13 protein-coding genes are annotated in these 16,149 nt (G+C 37.0%); 7 read left to right on the forward strand and 6 right to left on the reverse strand.

What is annotated here, in order from left to right; translation table 11 throughout:
• Window positions 1-31: 31 nt before the first annotated feature.
• From mnmG to LC418_RS01790, 5 genes are all read right to left on the reverse strand, one after another.
• A complete protein-coding gene (gene mnmG / locus LC418_RS01770; protein WP_223557886.1) occupies window positions 32-1,894 on the reverse strand; it encodes a tRNA uridine-5-carboxymethylaminomethyl(34) synthesis enzyme MnmG in 1,863 nt (620 codons plus the stop codon).
• Window positions 1,895-2,044: 150 nt separating this feature from the next.
• On the reverse strand, window positions 2,045-2,464 hold the full coding sequence (gene ybeY / locus LC418_RS01775) for an rRNA maturation RNase YbeY (protein WP_111953957.1): 420 nt from the start codon (window positions 2,462-2,464) through the stop codon (window positions 2,045-2,047).
• 4 nt (window positions 2,465-2,468) lie between these two features.
• A complete protein-coding gene (locus LC418_RS01780; protein WP_223557887.1) occupies window positions 2,469-4,625 on the reverse strand; it encodes a patatin-like phospholipase family protein in 2,157 nt (718 codons plus the stop codon).
• Between the two features lie 2 nt (window positions 4,626-4,627).
• The gene (locus tag LC418_RS01785) at window positions 4,628-7,075 is read right to left on the reverse strand and encodes a bifunctional UDP-N-acetylmuramoyl-tripeptide:D-alanyl-D-alanine ligase/alanine racemase (protein ID WP_223557888.1); all 2,448 of its coding nucleotides are present in this window, start codon (window positions 7,073-7,075) and stop codon (window positions 4,628-4,630) included.
• 114 nt (window positions 7,076-7,189) lie between these two features.
• The gene (locus LC418_RS01790) at window positions 7,190-7,780 is read right to left on the reverse strand and encodes a thymidine kinase (protein ID WP_223557889.1); all 591 of its coding nucleotides are present in this window, start codon (window positions 7,778-7,780) and stop codon (window positions 7,190-7,192) included.
• A gap of 61 nt (window positions 7,781-7,841) precedes the next feature.
• Here LC418_RS01790 and LC418_RS01795 point away from each other — a divergent pair, with 61 nt between their 5' ends.
• From LC418_RS01795 to fabG, 4 genes are all read left to right on the forward strand, one after another.
• Window positions 7,842-9,341, forward strand: a complete 1,500-nt coding sequence (locus tag LC418_RS01795) for a ring-infected erythrocyte surface antigen domain-containing protein (protein WP_223557890.1) — start codon at window positions 7,842-7,844, stop codon at window positions 9,339-9,341.
• 2 nt (window positions 9,342-9,343) lie between these two features.
• Entirely contained in the window at window positions 9,344-10,018 is a 675-nt protein-coding gene (rsmI, locus tag LC418_RS01800; RefSeq protein WP_223557891.1) for a 16S rRNA (cytidine(1402)-2'-O)-methyltransferase, read from the forward strand.
• Window positions 10,019-10,023: 5 nt separating this feature from the next.
• The gene (locus LC418_RS01805) at window positions 10,024-11,532 is read left to right on the forward strand and encodes a WG repeat-containing protein (protein ID WP_223557892.1); all 1,509 of its coding nucleotides are present in this window, start codon (window positions 10,024-10,026) and stop codon (window positions 11,530-11,532) included.
• Window positions 11,533-11,705: 173 nt separating this feature from the next.
• A complete protein-coding gene (gene fabG / locus LC418_RS01810) occupies window positions 11,706-12,449 on the forward strand; it encodes a 3-oxoacyl-[acyl-carrier-protein] reductase (RefSeq protein WP_111953971.1) in 744 nt (247 codons plus the stop codon).
• A 123-nt stretch (window positions 12,450-12,572) separates the two neighbouring features.
• Here fabG and LC418_RS01815 read toward each other — a convergent pair whose 3' ends face one another.
• Window positions 12,573-13,613, reverse strand: coding sequence for a GMP reductase (locus LC418_RS01815; protein ID WP_223557893.1), 1,041 nt, complete (start codon window positions 13,611-13,613; stop codon window positions 12,573-12,575).
• A gap of 70 nt (window positions 13,614-13,683) precedes the next feature.
• On the opposite strand from LC418_RS01815, the gene LC418_RS01820 reads away from it, so the two are divergent.
• Genes LC418_RS01820 through LC418_RS01830 form a run of 3 tightly spaced genes read left to right on the forward strand, consistent with a single transcriptional unit; the run spans window position 13,684 to window position 16,073 of the window.
• Window positions 13,684-14,427, forward strand: a complete 744-nt coding sequence (locus LC418_RS01820; protein ID WP_223557894.1) for a prolipoprotein diacylglyceryl transferase — start codon at window positions 13,684-13,686, stop codon at window positions 14,425-14,427.
• Complete coding sequence (locus tag LC418_RS01825; RefSeq protein WP_174772311.1) at window positions 14,424-14,657, forward strand: hypothetical protein; 234 nt, start codon at window positions 14,424-14,426, stop codon at window positions 14,655-14,657. Before LC418_RS01820 ends, LC418_RS01825 begins: the two co-directional genes overlap by 4 nt.
• 12 nt (window positions 14,658-14,669) lie before the next feature.
• Entirely contained in the window at window positions 14,670-16,073 is a 1,404-nt protein-coding gene (locus LC418_RS01830; RefSeq protein WP_223557895.1) for a radical SAM protein, read from the forward strand.
• Window positions 16,074-16,149 lie beyond the last annotated feature (76 nt).

Below are 16,149 nucleotides of genomic sequence, written 5' to 3' on the forward strand. Positions count from 1 at the left end.
TTATAAATGTTTCACGTGAAACATTTTTGCTTTAACGTCCTAAATAGACCAGTAAAACGTTTATATCGGCTGGAGAAACACCACTGATTCTGCCTGCCTGTGCAATAGTTTTCGGTCTTACATTTGACATTTTCTGTTTTGCTTCTGAAGAAAGGCTGGAAAGGCTTTTATAATCAAAATCTTCCGGAATTTTTATATTTTCCAGACGGTTAAGTTTCGCTACATTTTCTTTTTCCTTTTCAATATAACCTTTGTATTTGATATTAATTTCAGCCTGTTCTCTTACTTCATCATCATATTTTGATGAAAATTCTTTAATAACATCAATAGTATCAAGCTTTTCCAGTGTAATATTAGGTCTGGTAAGAAACTGCGATGCTCTGTAAGCCTGATCTACGGGATTACTTTCAATAGTTTCTAGTATTGGATTAATAATACCTGGCTTTAAAGAAGTTTCTCTTAAGAACTCTTCAAGTTCCTGACTCTTAGCTACTTTTGTTTCAACTTTTCTTAACCGGTCTTCTTTAGCAAGACCTAGATGGTAAGCTTTTTCAGTCAATCTGATATCAGCATTATCTTGTCTTAATAAAAGTCTGTATTCTGCACGGGAAGTGAACATTCTGTATGGTTCTTCCGTTCCTTTTGTGATCAAATCATCAATTAATACTCCGATATAAGCTTCATCTCTGTTCAGAATAAAATCTTCTTTTCCGTGTACTTTATTGTGGGCATTAATACCAGCGATTAATCCTTGTCCTGCAGCTTCTTCATATCCTGTGGTTCCGTTGATCTGGCCCGCAAAATATAAATTGTCGATTAGTTTTGTTTCTAATGTATGCTTTAATTGGGTAGGAGGGAAGTAGTCATACTCAATAGCATAGCCGGGACGGAATACTTTTACATTTTCAAAACCGGGAATATGCTTCATGGCTTTGATCTGTACGTCTTCCGGAAGAGAAGAGCTGAATCCATTTACATAGATTTCAACCGTTTTCCATCCTTCCGGTTCTACGAAAAGCTGGTGTCTGGTTCTTTCCGCAAAACGGTTGATCTTATCCTCAATACTTGGACAATATCTTGGGCCTAAACTTTGAATTGTACCATTAAACATTGGGCTTCTGTCAAAACCTTCACGTAAAATATCATGTACTGTCTCGTTGGTGTAAACGATATGACAGCTTAATTGTTTTGTTAATTTCGGAGTATCTGTGTAGCTGAACTTTTGAGGATTTTCATCGCCTTTCTGCTCTTCCATTTTAGAATAATCAAGGCTTCTTCCGTCTACTCGGGGAGGAGTACCTGTTTTCATTCTACCCGCTTCGAAACCTAAGCTTACCAATTGCTCGGTAATACCGAATGCTCTAGGTTCGCCCATTCTTCCACCGCCTAATTGTTTGTCTCCAACGTGAATCAATCCGTTAAGGAATGTTCCGTTGGTAAGAACTACAGATTTACTTTTTATCTCAATTCCTAAAGAAGTAATAACTCCGGTTACCTTATTGTTTTCTACAATAAGCTGTTTTACCATATCCTGAAAGAAATCAAGATTGGGTGTGTTTTCTAATGCTAATCTCCATTCTTCTGCAAAAAGCATTCTGTCATTTTGCGTTCTTGGAGACCACATCGCAGGGCCTTTTGAAAGGTTCAGCATTTTAAACTGTATCGCGGATTTATCTGCTACGATTCCGGAGTATCCTCCCATAGCATCAATCTCTCTTACGATCTGTCCTTTTGCGATTCCTCCCATGGCCGGGTTGCAGCTCATCTGTCCGATGGTCTGCATATTCATTGTAACAAGCAGGGTTTTTGAACCTAGGTTCGCTGCAGCGGCTGCAGCTTCACAACCTGCATGTCCGGCGCCTACTACGATTACGTCATATGTATCTGAAATCATTTTTATATTGCTTATTTAAAGCCTTTAATTTTACTGTTTTCTATGAATGTTTCACGTGAAACATTTTTAGAGAATGTGCTCCAGGTGAGCTTTTATTGTGGCTATAATTGAACACTTTACGGATTATTCTTTAAGTGATTCTTCAATTTATTAAGGATTTAATTCCTTAAACTTAGCCAGGTATAAATCTTCCATTCTCCGCATTTCTTTCTCTTCTTCTTCTGTCTTATCCTTGTATCCCGCAAGATGAAGGATGCCATGAGCCAAAACCCTTTTTAATTCTTCTTCGTAATCTCTGGATAGGGCAGAAGCATTGTCTGAAATTCGCTGCAAAGATACGAAAATCTCTCCGCTTATTGTTTTCCCTTTTACATAATCAAAAGTGATGATGTCGGTATAATAATCATGCTGCAGATAATCCTGATTAATCTTAAGCAGATATTCATCATCGCAGAAAATATAATTGATTTCGCCTAGTTTTTTTCCTTCTGAAAGAATAATATCTTCCAGCCATTTTTGATAATCTGTATTTACAGATTCCTCTAAATTTTCGTAAAAGAATTGTATCATTGTATTAAAACCAGTGTCCTAAAATAACACTGAATATGCCTTTTTGATTGTTTTTAAGTGAGTGGCTAAAATTGACCTTAATTTGTCCAAACGGAGATTTATATCCGGCAGTAAGTCCTACTGAACTATAATTTACTTTAACTGCATCTTCAAAATTGATATCATCCGAAAGATTGGCAAAGCTAAAATTCCCACTTAAGAAATAGTTTTTATTGAATTTGAACTGAAGATCATTGGAAATAAGAATGACATTATTGGTATTGAGCTGAGCAAAATAAAATCCTCCGAAGCTTCTGAAATTGATCATATTCTGTTCAAAAATTCCGCCAAGTCTATATTGGTAAAATTCCGGAAGATTATCGCCGATGGTAATTCCGCCATACAAATTAAGACGGTAGGAAAATTGCTTTGAAATTGGAACATTAATCCTGATATCTGCTTTAACCTGTATAATTCTCTTTTCAACCTCGGATTTCAAAAGATCAATTACTTTACCTTCTGCGTTGATATAAATGCCTCTAGAAGGGAAGTCTTTGTCGTTCTGGGTATCACTTTTCAGGAAAACATAAGGATTTAAAAAACGCATATACCTTTCATGTTCACCATTTATTTCAGCTCCGAAATAATCATGACTGATTCCGCCTCCGATTGCAAATTTATCCTTCCATACAGACTGTATAAAGGCTTCATTCCTGAACCATTCCCATTTATCCACTACATTATTGTCAATATTCTTTAGATCAAAGCTCATTCCGGAAGAGTAGATACCGAAGCCAGGGATATATCCGTTATCAATAAAATAGTTTAGATAATATCTTGGTTTATCGCCTACGATAACATCAAGGGACAAATTTGAATTTTTAAATAGAAGACGTTTTCCTGAATAATTCAGAAGAAGACCGGTTTTGAAGACTTCATCATAATGCAGTCCAACTTTTAAAAAATGGCGGGCTTCATCCTCTGTAACGTAAAGCTTAAGATAATTGGCATCATTTTCTGGAATAATATCATAATTGATGAAACGGTAGTTATTGGTAGCAACCAGTTTATCGATTTTTTTGTTGATAGAACCATAGGTTTGCATGGATGGCAGACGTAGGCCCATTTTACCTAAGACGTAGTTTTTACCATAAATACGGCCTCCATCCAGCGAAATACTGTCAATCTTATACACATTGGAATAGATTGGGTTTACACGCTCTCTAAGGCGGTCAAACTCTCGTTTGGGAAGCTGATCCAACACTGCGGTGTATTTCATACCTTCCGCATAGCCACTGTCGAGAATTTTTTTCTTCTCATCATAACTGGTGGCAGTCATTCCTTTCAGATTGGGCTTGATATTAATATCTGTGTATTTATATTGTTTTCTGGTATCTCTTTTAATTCCGAAATCAATAACCTGATTAAGGATTGATATAATATTGTTTAAATCTTCTCTTTTCGATAAATCCTGGTTTAGGTCCACACCGATTACGATATCGATTCCTTTGTCCTTTAATGGCTTTGAAGGATAATTTACCGTCATCGCTCCGTCTATATAAATGCTGTCACCAATTTTTACAGGATCCATGAGAGAAGGAAAGGCAGAACTGGCCATTATTGACTGTACAAGATCGCCTTTTTCGAAAATTTCCATATTGCCGCTTTCCAGATTGGTAGCAACACACATAAAAGGAATTGGCAGTTTGGAAAAATCATCAATATTGGAAACATTTTTAAAAAGTTCCTTAAGTAGGTAAACATTTCTCTGTCCTGAGCTTATGGAGGAGGGAAGGGATATCTTCCCGTTTTTTAAAGGAATGGATAAAAGGTATTTATCGACGGATTTATTAAAGAAAGAAGTTTCCTGTCTGGATTTAGGATCCATTATAAGAGAATAGAAATCGGTGTCCATTACAATCTTTTCTATTTCTTTCCCGGAATATCCCGAGGCATATAGGCCTCCAACAATGGCTCCCATACTGGTTCCGGAAATATAATCGACCTTTACTCCTAGTGAATCCAGTACTTTCAGTACTCCGACGTGTGAAAAACCTTTGGCACCACCACCGGCAAGCGAAAGGCCGATTCTTGGATTTTTTGGTATGACCAGATCCTTTTTCACTTGAGAATGGATCATCAGGAGTTGGAATGCGAAGAGAAGGATCAGGAGTTTTCTCATAACTAGTCTTTTATATAAATCCGTTTCACCCGGGGCGAAATGGAGGTTAACACTTCATAGGTTATTGTTTTGCAGTAGCCTGCAAATTCTTTTAAACTTGGTTTTGCATTAAAAACGGTGACTGTATCACCTTCTTTTACATTGGGAATCTGATCTACATTAATCATCATCATGTCCATGCAGATGTTTCCGACAATCGGAGCCAATATTTTGTTAACGCCTACATTTCCAACCTGGTTTCCAATCAGTCTTGGGATTCCATCGGCATAGCCGACAGGAATAGTAGCGATCTTTACTGCATGATCAGCCTTATATTTTCTGCTGTAGCCAACAGATTCACCGGTATCAACCGTTGATATCTGTGAAATTACGGTTTTAAAACTTACCACAGACTGAAGCTGTTTCTGTATTTCACTACAAGGTGATTCTCCAATCATTCCAATGCCAATTCTTACCATTTCATACTGATGTTCCGTATAACTTGTTATCCCGGAAGAATTCAGGATGTGTCTGAGAGGAGTGTAACCCAGTTTCTCGATCAGATAACTGGAATTCTTTTCAAAAACTTCAAGCTGTCTGAATGTAAATTGTTTTTCTTCAGGCAAATCAGAAGATGATAAATGGCTGAATAAGCTCTGGACCTTTACATTTTTATGACTTAAAGTTTCGCTTAGCTGATCCAGCTCAAAATCTTTAAAACCAAGGCGGTGCATTCCCGTCTCCAGTTTGATATGAATAGGATATTTTTTGTCGTAACCGGATTTCTGTACGGCATCGTAAAACAATTCCAATACTCTGAAACTGTAAATCTCAGGCTCAAGGTTATATTCAATGATGGTTTCGTAGCTGTGCTGTTCCGGATTCATGACCACAATAGGAGTGGTTATTCCTTTTTTTCGAAGCTCTACTCCTTCATCGGCATAAGCAACACCCAGATAATCAATATGATGATGCTGTAAAAATTCGGAAATTTCATAGCTGCCCAGCCCATAAGCATTTGCTTTTACCATCGCCATCATTTTCGTTCCCGGTTTTAGGAGGGATTTGTGATAGTTGATATTGTGAAGAATAGCATTCAGATTGATCTCTAGAACGGTATCATGCTTTCTGAGTTCAAGAATATCCTTAAGCTTTTCGATCTCAAATTTTCTTGCTCCCTTAAGCAGGATAATCTGGTTTTCAATTTCGGTAAGATGCTTGCTGTCAATTAATTCCTGAGTATTAACGAAAGTAGAAGTTTTAGATTTAAATAATTCACTAAATTTTGATATTTCGTCACCGATAAGAAATACAGAATCGAAATTCTGGTCATTCACCAGTTCAGAAACTTCTTCATAAAGTTCTTTGGAATTAGAATTAACCCCTACAATATCCGTTAAAACCAAAGATTTTTTAGTTTTTTTATATTCATTCAGGAACTGAAGGGCAGTTTTAAGGGAATCTAAATCCAGATTAAAAGAATCGTTAATAACGATATTATTTTTTATACCTTCAATAGCTTCCAGACGCATTTCCACTGCCTTTAAAGCGTTGATTTTTTCGACAATTTTCTGATTATCGATATTTAATTCTTTTAAAACGGTGATCAAAGCCAGAGCGTTCGTTAAGGTAGCTTCGTCTCTTTGATGGACAGGGAAGGAGATTTCTTCATCGAAATAAACAACCGTAATTTTTTCATCCTTGGAAATATTTTCTTTTATGAAAACCTGGTTGCCTTTCTTAAGGCCGTAGGAAATTAATTTTTTACTAGAATATAATTCCTTTATCTTTTTGTCAACCAATGTATTATCGCCATTATAGATAATGGTTTCAGAACCTTTAAAAAGTATGACCTTTTCATTGATCAGCTCTTCTTCGGATTCAAAATTGGCTGCATGAGCAGTTCCGATATGGGTAAGCAGCCCGATCTGGGGATGGAATATATTTTCCAGTTTTTCCATCTCGTGTGGCTTTGAAATTCCTACTTCAAAAATTCCAAGCTGATGGGAATTGTTGATCTGAAGTAAGGAAAGCGGAAGACCGATCTGGGAATTAAAACTCTTCGGACTTTTTACAGTCGGGAATTCATTCCACAGACATTGATAAAGCCATTCCTTCAAAATGGTTTTTCCATTACTTCCTGTAATTCCGATGGACTTAAGGTGAGAATTTTCGAAATGATATTTTGCCAGTTTCTGAAGGAATTCCACCGAATTTTCAACAATGACCCATGTTATAGTATCAAACTGCGGAAGCTGATGCTCAGAAATGATCACACCAATACCACGATCTATGGCAGCTTCAATGAATTTTTCACCGGAATTCTTATGCGTATTGATTGCTACAAATGCCGTATTCTTCGTTGAATAAATAATTCTGCTGTCGAACGCTATATTTCTGATCACTAAATCCTGATCTCCAATGATCTGTGCATTGGTGATGTCTGCAATTTGTTTTACTGTATAATTCATTGGTACCCCTTCTGCTATATTTTGAGCTAATAATGGTAAATGGAGGGAATTTGAAATATAGTTCAAACCAGGCTTTTATTTCAAAGTTTTGCTCTTTTACCTTTACAAGTTAATTTATTTTTTCTTTTTTAAAAGTACTTCATCAATAAAAACACGCCGGCTTACTGCTTCGTAACTTTCCGTTTCGCCAAGCTCCACAAGATCATTTCCCTGGGAAGTTCTCATAGAATAGTTGGCCAGATTACCCGTTCTCTTGCAAATAGCATGCACTTTAGTAACGTATTCTGCAGTAGCCATTAAATTGGGCATCGGTCCGAACGGACGTCCAAGGAAATCCATATCGAGACCTGCCACAACCACTCGTACGCCGCTGTTGGCAAGCTGGTTGGCAATATCAACAATGCTTTCATCAAAAAACTGAGCTTCATCTATTCCCACTACATCACAGTTAGAGGCCAGCAGAAGAATTTCATTGGGATTATCTACTGCTGTGCTGCGTATTTTATTCTGATTATGAGAAACAACGTCCTCGTCAGAATATCGTGTATCCAGTCTCGGTTTAAAAATTTCCACGTTCTGGCCCGCCATTTCTGCTCTTCGCAATCTTCGGATCAGCTCTTCGGTTTTTCCCGAAAACATAGAGCCACAAATAACTTCCATCCAACCACTTTGTTTGGAATGATTAATTGTATTTTCTAAAAACATTTGTTAAATTAGCCGTATATTTTTAAGATCAAAAGTAAGCAATTTTAATAAGATTCTTATTATGCAGAACATCCAAGATTTAAAGGAAAAAATTTTTTTTGAATCCAAGAATATCATTGATATTCTGGAGAAAATAAACAACGTAGATGAATTACTTTCCAAGCAGGATCTTGTAGATGAGCTTGCAAACAGGATCTCTTTTTTGAGACTTCTGGAAAAGAATATCGAATATTTTATTACAGATAATTCGCAGCAAAATTCAGAAAACCAATACACTTCATTAAACACTGATGATGTACATGAATCTCATCATGAGGTAACGGAAGAAGAAGCGATCTTCAATAATGAGTTTAATGAAATTGATGAAAATGAAGGAGAGGAATATGCAGTTGCCTCAGGAGATGAGGAGGAAAAATTTAACCATCAGCTTGATGATATCGCAGAAAATGAGTTCCATGAAAATATTGTAAGTTTTGTAGAAGAAAATTATAATCAGGATCCGGCTAAAAATGCTAATGAAAAACTTTCTCAAGGTGATCTTACAGAAGAGGAGGCTGTTTATAATAATCAGCTGAACGAAATCGATGAAAATGAAGCATTCAACGTTAACGAAAAAGTCTTTAGTTTTGTGGATGAGGAAAGAATCCTTGCTGATGCTGAACCGGATAATGATGAAGGTCTCAATGAGGATTTATTCATCAATGAAATTACAGAAGAGGAGGCTGTTTTCAACAATCAATTGAACGAAATTGACGAAGATGAAGACAATGTTTCACATGAAACGGATGCTTCAAATGACATTGGAAACAAAGAAGCAGATAATAATACTGAAGCTAAAGACAAAAAACAGACAGAAATAATTCCAAGCATCTTTGATACGGAAATGCTGGAAGACGAAATCCTGATTGAAGAAAACGAAGAACAGTTCAGTGTATCCAATGTAACTGTTGAACAGGGTGAAATGCTGACAGAAACTTCTAATGTCGAAAGTATTCTGAGTGAAATAAAAAATGATTTTCCTTCAGAAGAAAAAGAAGAAACTATCCTTGCAGAGGTGTATGACAGAAGGAAAATTGTTGAAATAGAAAAGCCTGTTCCCGGGACAGAAAAAACAAAACCGGCTTCTGATGAGAGCTTCGAAGATTTGGATGCCTATCAGCAGGAGAAAAAGATAAAACTGGCTAATATCAAAGGATTGAAGGCTGTGCAGACGCTTTTTGATGATGATCCTCTGGAAAGAGAAGTGCCGAAAGAAAAACCTTCTGAAAGAAAAGAAGATCAGGGAAGCATTCTTAAAACAAATATTCCGACTAACTTTATGGAGGCTGATAAGGTGAAGCCTGAATTCAGACTCGATCTGAACGATAGAATTGCCTTTTCAAAAATGCTTTTTAGCGGAAGCCAGACAGATCTGAATGAAACAGTAGCCCAACTGAACAGTTTCAGAAACCTGGAAGAAGCAAAAGAATATCTCAGCGATCTTTATTACGAAAGAAAGTGGAGTAAAGTAGATGAATATGCCCAGAGACTCTGGATATTGGTAGAAAATAAATTCTTATAATTTTGAGCGGAATCTTATATTTTGTTCCCACACCGGTCGGGAACTTAGAAGACATGACCTTCAGGGCTGTAAAAGTCCTTAAGGAAGTTGATTACATTTTATGTGAAGATACAAGGACATCAGGAATACTTTTAAAGCATTATGAGATTTCCAAGCCTTTAAAATCTTATCATCTTCATAACGAGCATCAGGCTACTGAAAAAGTGATTGCTGATCTTAAAAGCGGACAGAATATTGCCATTATTACCGATGCGGGAACCCCGGGAATTTCAGATCCCGGTTATCTGCTGGCAAAAGCAGGCTCAGACAATAATATCGAAATGATATGTCTGCCCGGAGCCACAGCTCTAATTCCGGCCCTTGTAGTGTCCGGACTTCCGAATAATGAATTTTTGTTTGCAGGATTTCTGCCTCAGAAAAAAGGAAGGCAGACGAAGCTGAAACAGCTTGCAGAAGAGAAAAAAACGATCGTTCTATACGAAAGCCCACATAAGATTAATACCACTCTGGAGCAGATCAAAGAATTTTTCGGAGAAGAAACAAAAGCCAGTCTAAGTAGAGAAATTTCGAAAAAATTTGAAGAAACCAAACGCGGGACAATCAATGAATTAATTGAATTTTCTAAAAGCAAAACTTTAAAAGGAGAGATCGTTCTTATTGTCAATAATTCTATTTAAATTCATTGAGAAATTTAGTTTTCGCACTGTGTTCGTCAATGTGTATGGCCCAGACCAATCAGTATACCAAAATTCTTTTATCAAAAAAGATCGGAAAAGAAGTCAATTCCTATTCCGGCGGATACGGAACCGTTTATGATTCAAAAACAAAGACCAGAAGCATCGTAGATTCATTAGGAAATATAACCTTTGAATCAAAACACAGCATTTCACATATATTCAAAAACAGGTTCATTCTTACTACTGAAGAATCCAATTATAAGACAAAATCTGCCATTATCGACGAAAAGGGAAATCAGTTGCTCTCTCTGGATGACCAGAGTTTTAATACTCCCTGGCTCAGCGAAAAATGCATCATTTCTTCAAAACAGGAGAAAGAAACCGTGTATGATTACAATGGAAAACAGATTATTCCTTATTCTGACAGGATCAGGTTCGTAGCAGAAGACCGACTTTTCGTATTGAAAGATAAAACTTGGTATTTATACGATCTGGAAGGGAAACAGGTCAGCAGCAGGGAGTTTAAAGAAGATTATCAGTTTGAAAATGATAAAGCGTTGATTATTAATGAAGATAATCAGAGTGAAATCATTGGAAAAGACGGGCAGACGCTGCACAAATTTTCGGCCCAGATCTACAGTTTTACTTCATACCCTTTTCTGATCACTAAAAACCGGGCTACAGGAAAATACGGCTTAATTGATATCGAAGGAAATATCCTCGCTGATGAGATCTTTGATGATGCTTCGCCGGAATATTTTGGAACAAAAGAATATGTTTATCTCAGAAAAAAAGGAAAAATAACTGTTTTTGATAAGAAAGACAAAAAGCTTTATCCTGGCAACTTTAAGTTTTTAACGCCATTGTTCAATGATCTCTTTAGTGTTTACAGTGATCAATCAAAGAAATCGGGAATTGTGAATCTTCAAGGAGATATTATTGCTCCTCAGGAATATGATTTTATACAGAGCTTCAGTATTTCAGGGAAAGATTTCATTTATCTTAAAAAAGGAAATGAAGACAAATTTCTGGATAAAGACCTGAAGAACATCTTAGAGGAAAATACCCGGATCATAGCTTTCTATCCGGATCAGCTCATCATTAAAAAACAGAACAGTTATTATAGATTCTCTGTGCTTGATAAGTCAGTTTCTGTTTTGAAAGACATTGATTTTATCAAAGAGCAGGAACCTGATTTTTTCAATATTTTTAATCTGTATTCAAAACCGGTAGTCTGCAGAAACAGCAATAATTTGTACGGAATAATTAATGAAAAAGGAAAAGAGATTGTTCCTTTTATCTACGATGATATCATTGTATTTGAAAATTCTGAGAATGAAATTGTCGTAAAAAAGCAGGATAAATATGGTGTTGTGAATTTTCAGAACGAGCCTTTGAAAGATGTTATTTATGATAAGTATTACTGGCAAAAGGAAGTTTTGAAACTGGAGAAAGATAAAAAAACAGATATTCTTTATTTTACAAGATTTAAAAACAGTGGCAGCCGTCTGTAGAATATGATAAAAAACAGCGAAAAAATTTCACTAATTTGATGATTTGAAATGCATTGAATAACAATTTATAATATCTTTGCGGACTGCTTAATTAGTATAAAATTAAATATGCTAAATTGCCGTTTTTTAAAAGACGGTAGTATTTACCAAGAATATAATTATCAAGAGATATGATGAAACTATTAGAAGGAAAGGTAGCACTAATTACCGGAGCTACAAGAGGAATCGGAAAAAAAATTGCTGAAATGTACGCTGAACAGGGTGCAAAAGTAGCATTTACCTATGCCGGTTCTGTAGACAAAGCTCAAGCATTAGAGGCGGCTTTAAGTTCTGTAACCCAGATCAAAGGATATCAGTCTGACGCATCAGATTACGATGCAGCTCAAAAATTAATCGACGATGTAATGGAAGAGTTCGGAAAGATCGATATTCTGATCAACAATGCCGGAATCACCAGAGATAACCTGCTGTTGAGAATGTCTAAAGAAGACTGGGACCAGGTAATGAGAATCAATCTGGATTCTGTATTTAACCTTACGAAAGCGGTGATTAAGCCGATGATGAAAGCTAAATCAGGATCTATTATCAATATGACTTCAGTAGTTGGAATCAGCGGAAATCCGGGACAGTCCAATTATGCAGCTTCTAAAGCCGGAGTAATAGGATTTACAAAATCTATCGCACTGGAGCTGGGATCAAGAAATATAAGATGTAACGCGGTTGCTCCAGGATTTACTGAAACTGAAATGACAGCAGATCTGGATGAGAAAACCCTTCAGGCATGGAGAGACAGAATTCCGATGAAGAGAGCAGGACAGACCAAAGATGTTGCCAATGCATGTGTATTCTTAGGAAGCGAAATGTCTTCTTATATCACAGGACAAACTTTAAACGTAGACGGCGGAATGCTGACTTAATACTAAAACAAACAAAACCGGCTGTACATCACTTATACAGCCGGTTTTTATTTCTACTGGGATCAAAAATAAAAAATCTGCTCCATCTGCAAAATCAGTGAGAGCTTATTTTCTTTTCAGATATCAGTCTTTAAATATCTGGTTCTCCTGTTCCTGAACCCTGATAAAAGTAGTCCTCTTAGACAATTCTTTCAGTTTGGAAGCTCCTACATAAGTACACGTAGAGCGTACGCCGCCTAAAATATCTTTCACCGTTTCCGAAACAGGGCCTTTATAAGCTGCTTTCACGGTTTTCCCTTCCGAAGCACGGTATTCTGCCACGCCTCCGGAATGCTTATCCATCGCTGTTTTGGAACTCATGCCATAGAACAAACGGTATTTTTTTCCGTTTTCTTCAATGATTTCGCCGCCGCTTTCATCATGACCGGCAAACATTCCGCCAAGCATTACAAAATCTGCACCTCCTCCGAAAGCTTTGGCTACATCCCCGGGAACTTTACAACCCCCGTCGGCGATAATATGCCCTCCAAGACCGTGAGCAGCATCAGAACACTCAATAATCGCAGAAAGTTGAGGATAGCCTACTCCTGTTTTCACCCTTGTTGTACATACTGAACCAGGTCCGATGCCGACTTTAATAATATCAGCGCCCACAAGAAGAAGCTCTTCCACCATTTCTCCGGTGACTACATTTCCTGCCATAATAATTTTATCAGGAAAATTGGCCCTTGCCTTCTTCACAAATCCAACGAAATGCTCGGAATACCCATTCGCTACATCGATGCACAGAAACTCAATTTTTGGGTGCTTTTCGAGGATCGTTTTAAGTTTTTCTTCATCAGCCTGGCCGGTACCGGTACTCAATGCGATATACTGGTAAATACTTTCGGGCTGGCTGTCCAGAAACTGGCTCCATTCCTCGGGAGTATAATGTTTGTGAACGGCAGTAATGATTTTGTCTTTGGCCAGCTCTACGGCCATTTCAAAAGTTCCTACCGTATCCATATTAGCTGCAATCAGGGGAACACCGCTCCATTTCTTTTTGGTATGTCTGAAAGTGAATTCCCTTTCGAGGCTCACTTCTGAACGGGATTTTAAAGTAGAGCGCTTTGGTCTGAACATCACATCTTTAAAACCCAGTTTTATATCATTTTCTATTCGCATTTTGATGAATTTATTTGTTGTTTAAAAATTAAAATTAGTAATTTACCTTAAATATACTACTTTTGACAGGATGGATTTTCCTGTTACTTTTCAGATTTTCGGTAAAACAGTTCTTGCACATCCTGTATTTGAAACCCTGGGTATTTTTCTCGGGATGCGTTTTTATTTTTATTTAAAAAGAAAATCAGCCGAAAAACTGTCTTTCAATACTTCCGCAGCGGTACTCATTGGGGCAACGGCAGGAGCTTTAATCGGTTCAAAGCTTATTGGTAACCTTGAAAATCCTTATGTTTTATTCGAAAATTTTAGCTTTAAAAGATTTTGGACCAATAACACCATTGTTGGTGGTTTAGCTTTTGGACTGATTGGAGTTGAATGGGCAAAAAAGATAGTCGGTCACAAAGAAAGTACCGGTGATTTGATTGTTTACCCTTTAATATTAGCTATAATCATCGGCAGAATCGGCTGTTTTCTCACGGGAGTTCACGAAGAGACTTACGGGTTACCCACTGATTCAATGTTCGGAATGCATCTTGGTGATGAATATTTAAGACATCCGGTAGCGCTTTATGAAATTGCTTTTCTGATTGTTTTATGGGCCTGTTTAAAAATAATTGAGAAAAAAAGAAAATATCCTTCAGGCTTTATTTTTCAGGCATTTATGCTCAGTTATTTTACATTCAGGTTCTTTTTAGATTTTATTAAACCTAAAATTGATATCATTGGAAATTTAGGAACCATTCAACTGGTCTGTCTTTCAGTAATAATTTATTACATTTATAAGATTAAAAACACCATAAAACTTAAATTATGAAAATGCTGACACTTCTGGAAGTTGGTAACCTTGGCGGCCTGGTCGTCATGATTATAGGAATAATCATAGTAATTGGCCTGGTAGTTTCACTAGTTATAACCTTGATCGCAAAAGTTATTTATGAGTGGAATAATGACAGGAAATTTACAAAAAAGCAGTTTTGGCAGACGATGCTGATTTCGTTGTTGATTTGTGGCCTGATCAGCGGCTTTGTGTGTGGAGGAATGTAAAAAATTGAAATTATGCCGGTAAGAAATTATAAGTACTACGATTATACCATCAGTCTTTGTCCAGAATGCCTGAAAAGGGTAGGCGCGAAGATCATTATTGAGGATGAGGCGGTCTTTATGACCAAAAGATGTCCGGACCATGGCTTTTTTAAGACCATGATTGCTTCAGATGTTCAGTATTATAAAAATATCAGGAACTACAATAAAGCCTCTGAAATGCCCGTTCATTTCGGAACTAATGTGGAATATGGCTGTCCTTACGATTGCGGTTTATGCGTAGATCATGAGCAGCACAGCTGTCTTTCTATTGTGGAAGTTACCGACCGCTGTAATTTGACTTGTCCTACCTGTTATGCAATGTCTTCACCGCATTATGGAAGTCACAGAACTTTGGAACAGATTGAAGCCATGTTTGATACTATCGTTAAAAACGAGGGTGAGCCGGATGTTGTACAGATCAGTGGTGGCGAGCCGACCATTCATCCCGAGTTTTTTAAGATTATGGATATCGCCAAATCCAAACCGATTAAACATCTGATGCTCAATACCAACGGAATCCGTATTGCCAATGATCCCGGTTTTGCAGAAAAACTGGCGACTTATGCTCCGGAATTTGAAATTTACCTTCAGTTTGATTCTTTTAAACCTGAAGTTTTGGAAGATTTCAGAGGAAAAGATTTGACGGATGTACGCATGAAAGCCTTGGAAAAATTAAATGAATTAAATCTTTCCACGACTTTGGTGATCGTTCTTCAGAAAGGAAAAAATATCGACGAGATCGGGAAATTGATTGATTTTGCCTTAAAACAGAAATGTGTCCGTGGAATTACCTTTCAGCCCGTTGAAGTAGCCGGAAGGAACAGGGAAGATTCTGCACACGAAAAAATTACCTTAACAGAAGTAAGACAGGAAATTTTAAATCAGTTTCCGCTTCTGAACGGTGATGATATTATTCCCGTTCCATGTAACCCTGATGCTTTGGCGATGGGCTATATTCTGAAGCTCGAAGGGGAAACCATACCTCTTACACGGTATATCAACCCTGCCGACTTGCTGAATAATGAAACGAAAAATACGATCGTTTACGAACAGGATAAGGGATTGCAAATGCAGCTTTTAGATATTTTCAGCACCGGGATTTCTGTAGATAAAGTTCAGCCTAAAGTAAACCAGCTATTATGCTGTCTTCCGGAAGTTTCGGCTCCGAATTTAGACTATGACAATCTCTTCAGAATTATCATTATGAATTTTATGGATGCCCACGATTTTGACGTGCGCGCCATCAAAAAATCTTGTGTTCACATCGTCAATAAAGATTTAAAAATGATTCCTTTCGAGACAATGAATTTGTTTTACAGGGATGATAAAATCAAATACCTTGAAGAGTTGAGAAAAGAGGATAAGGTTTTGTTTTAAAATGATTTACCGTAGATCCTCTCAGATCGTTCAAATTTTTATCTTAATCATCTGTTAAATTTGAAAAGCCTGTGGA

This window comes from Chryseobacterium lathyri, from assembly GCF_019970085.1.
Classification (GTDB): domain Bacteria; phylum Bacteroidota; class Bacteroidia; order Flavobacteriales; family Weeksellaceae; genus Chryseobacterium; species Chryseobacterium lathyri.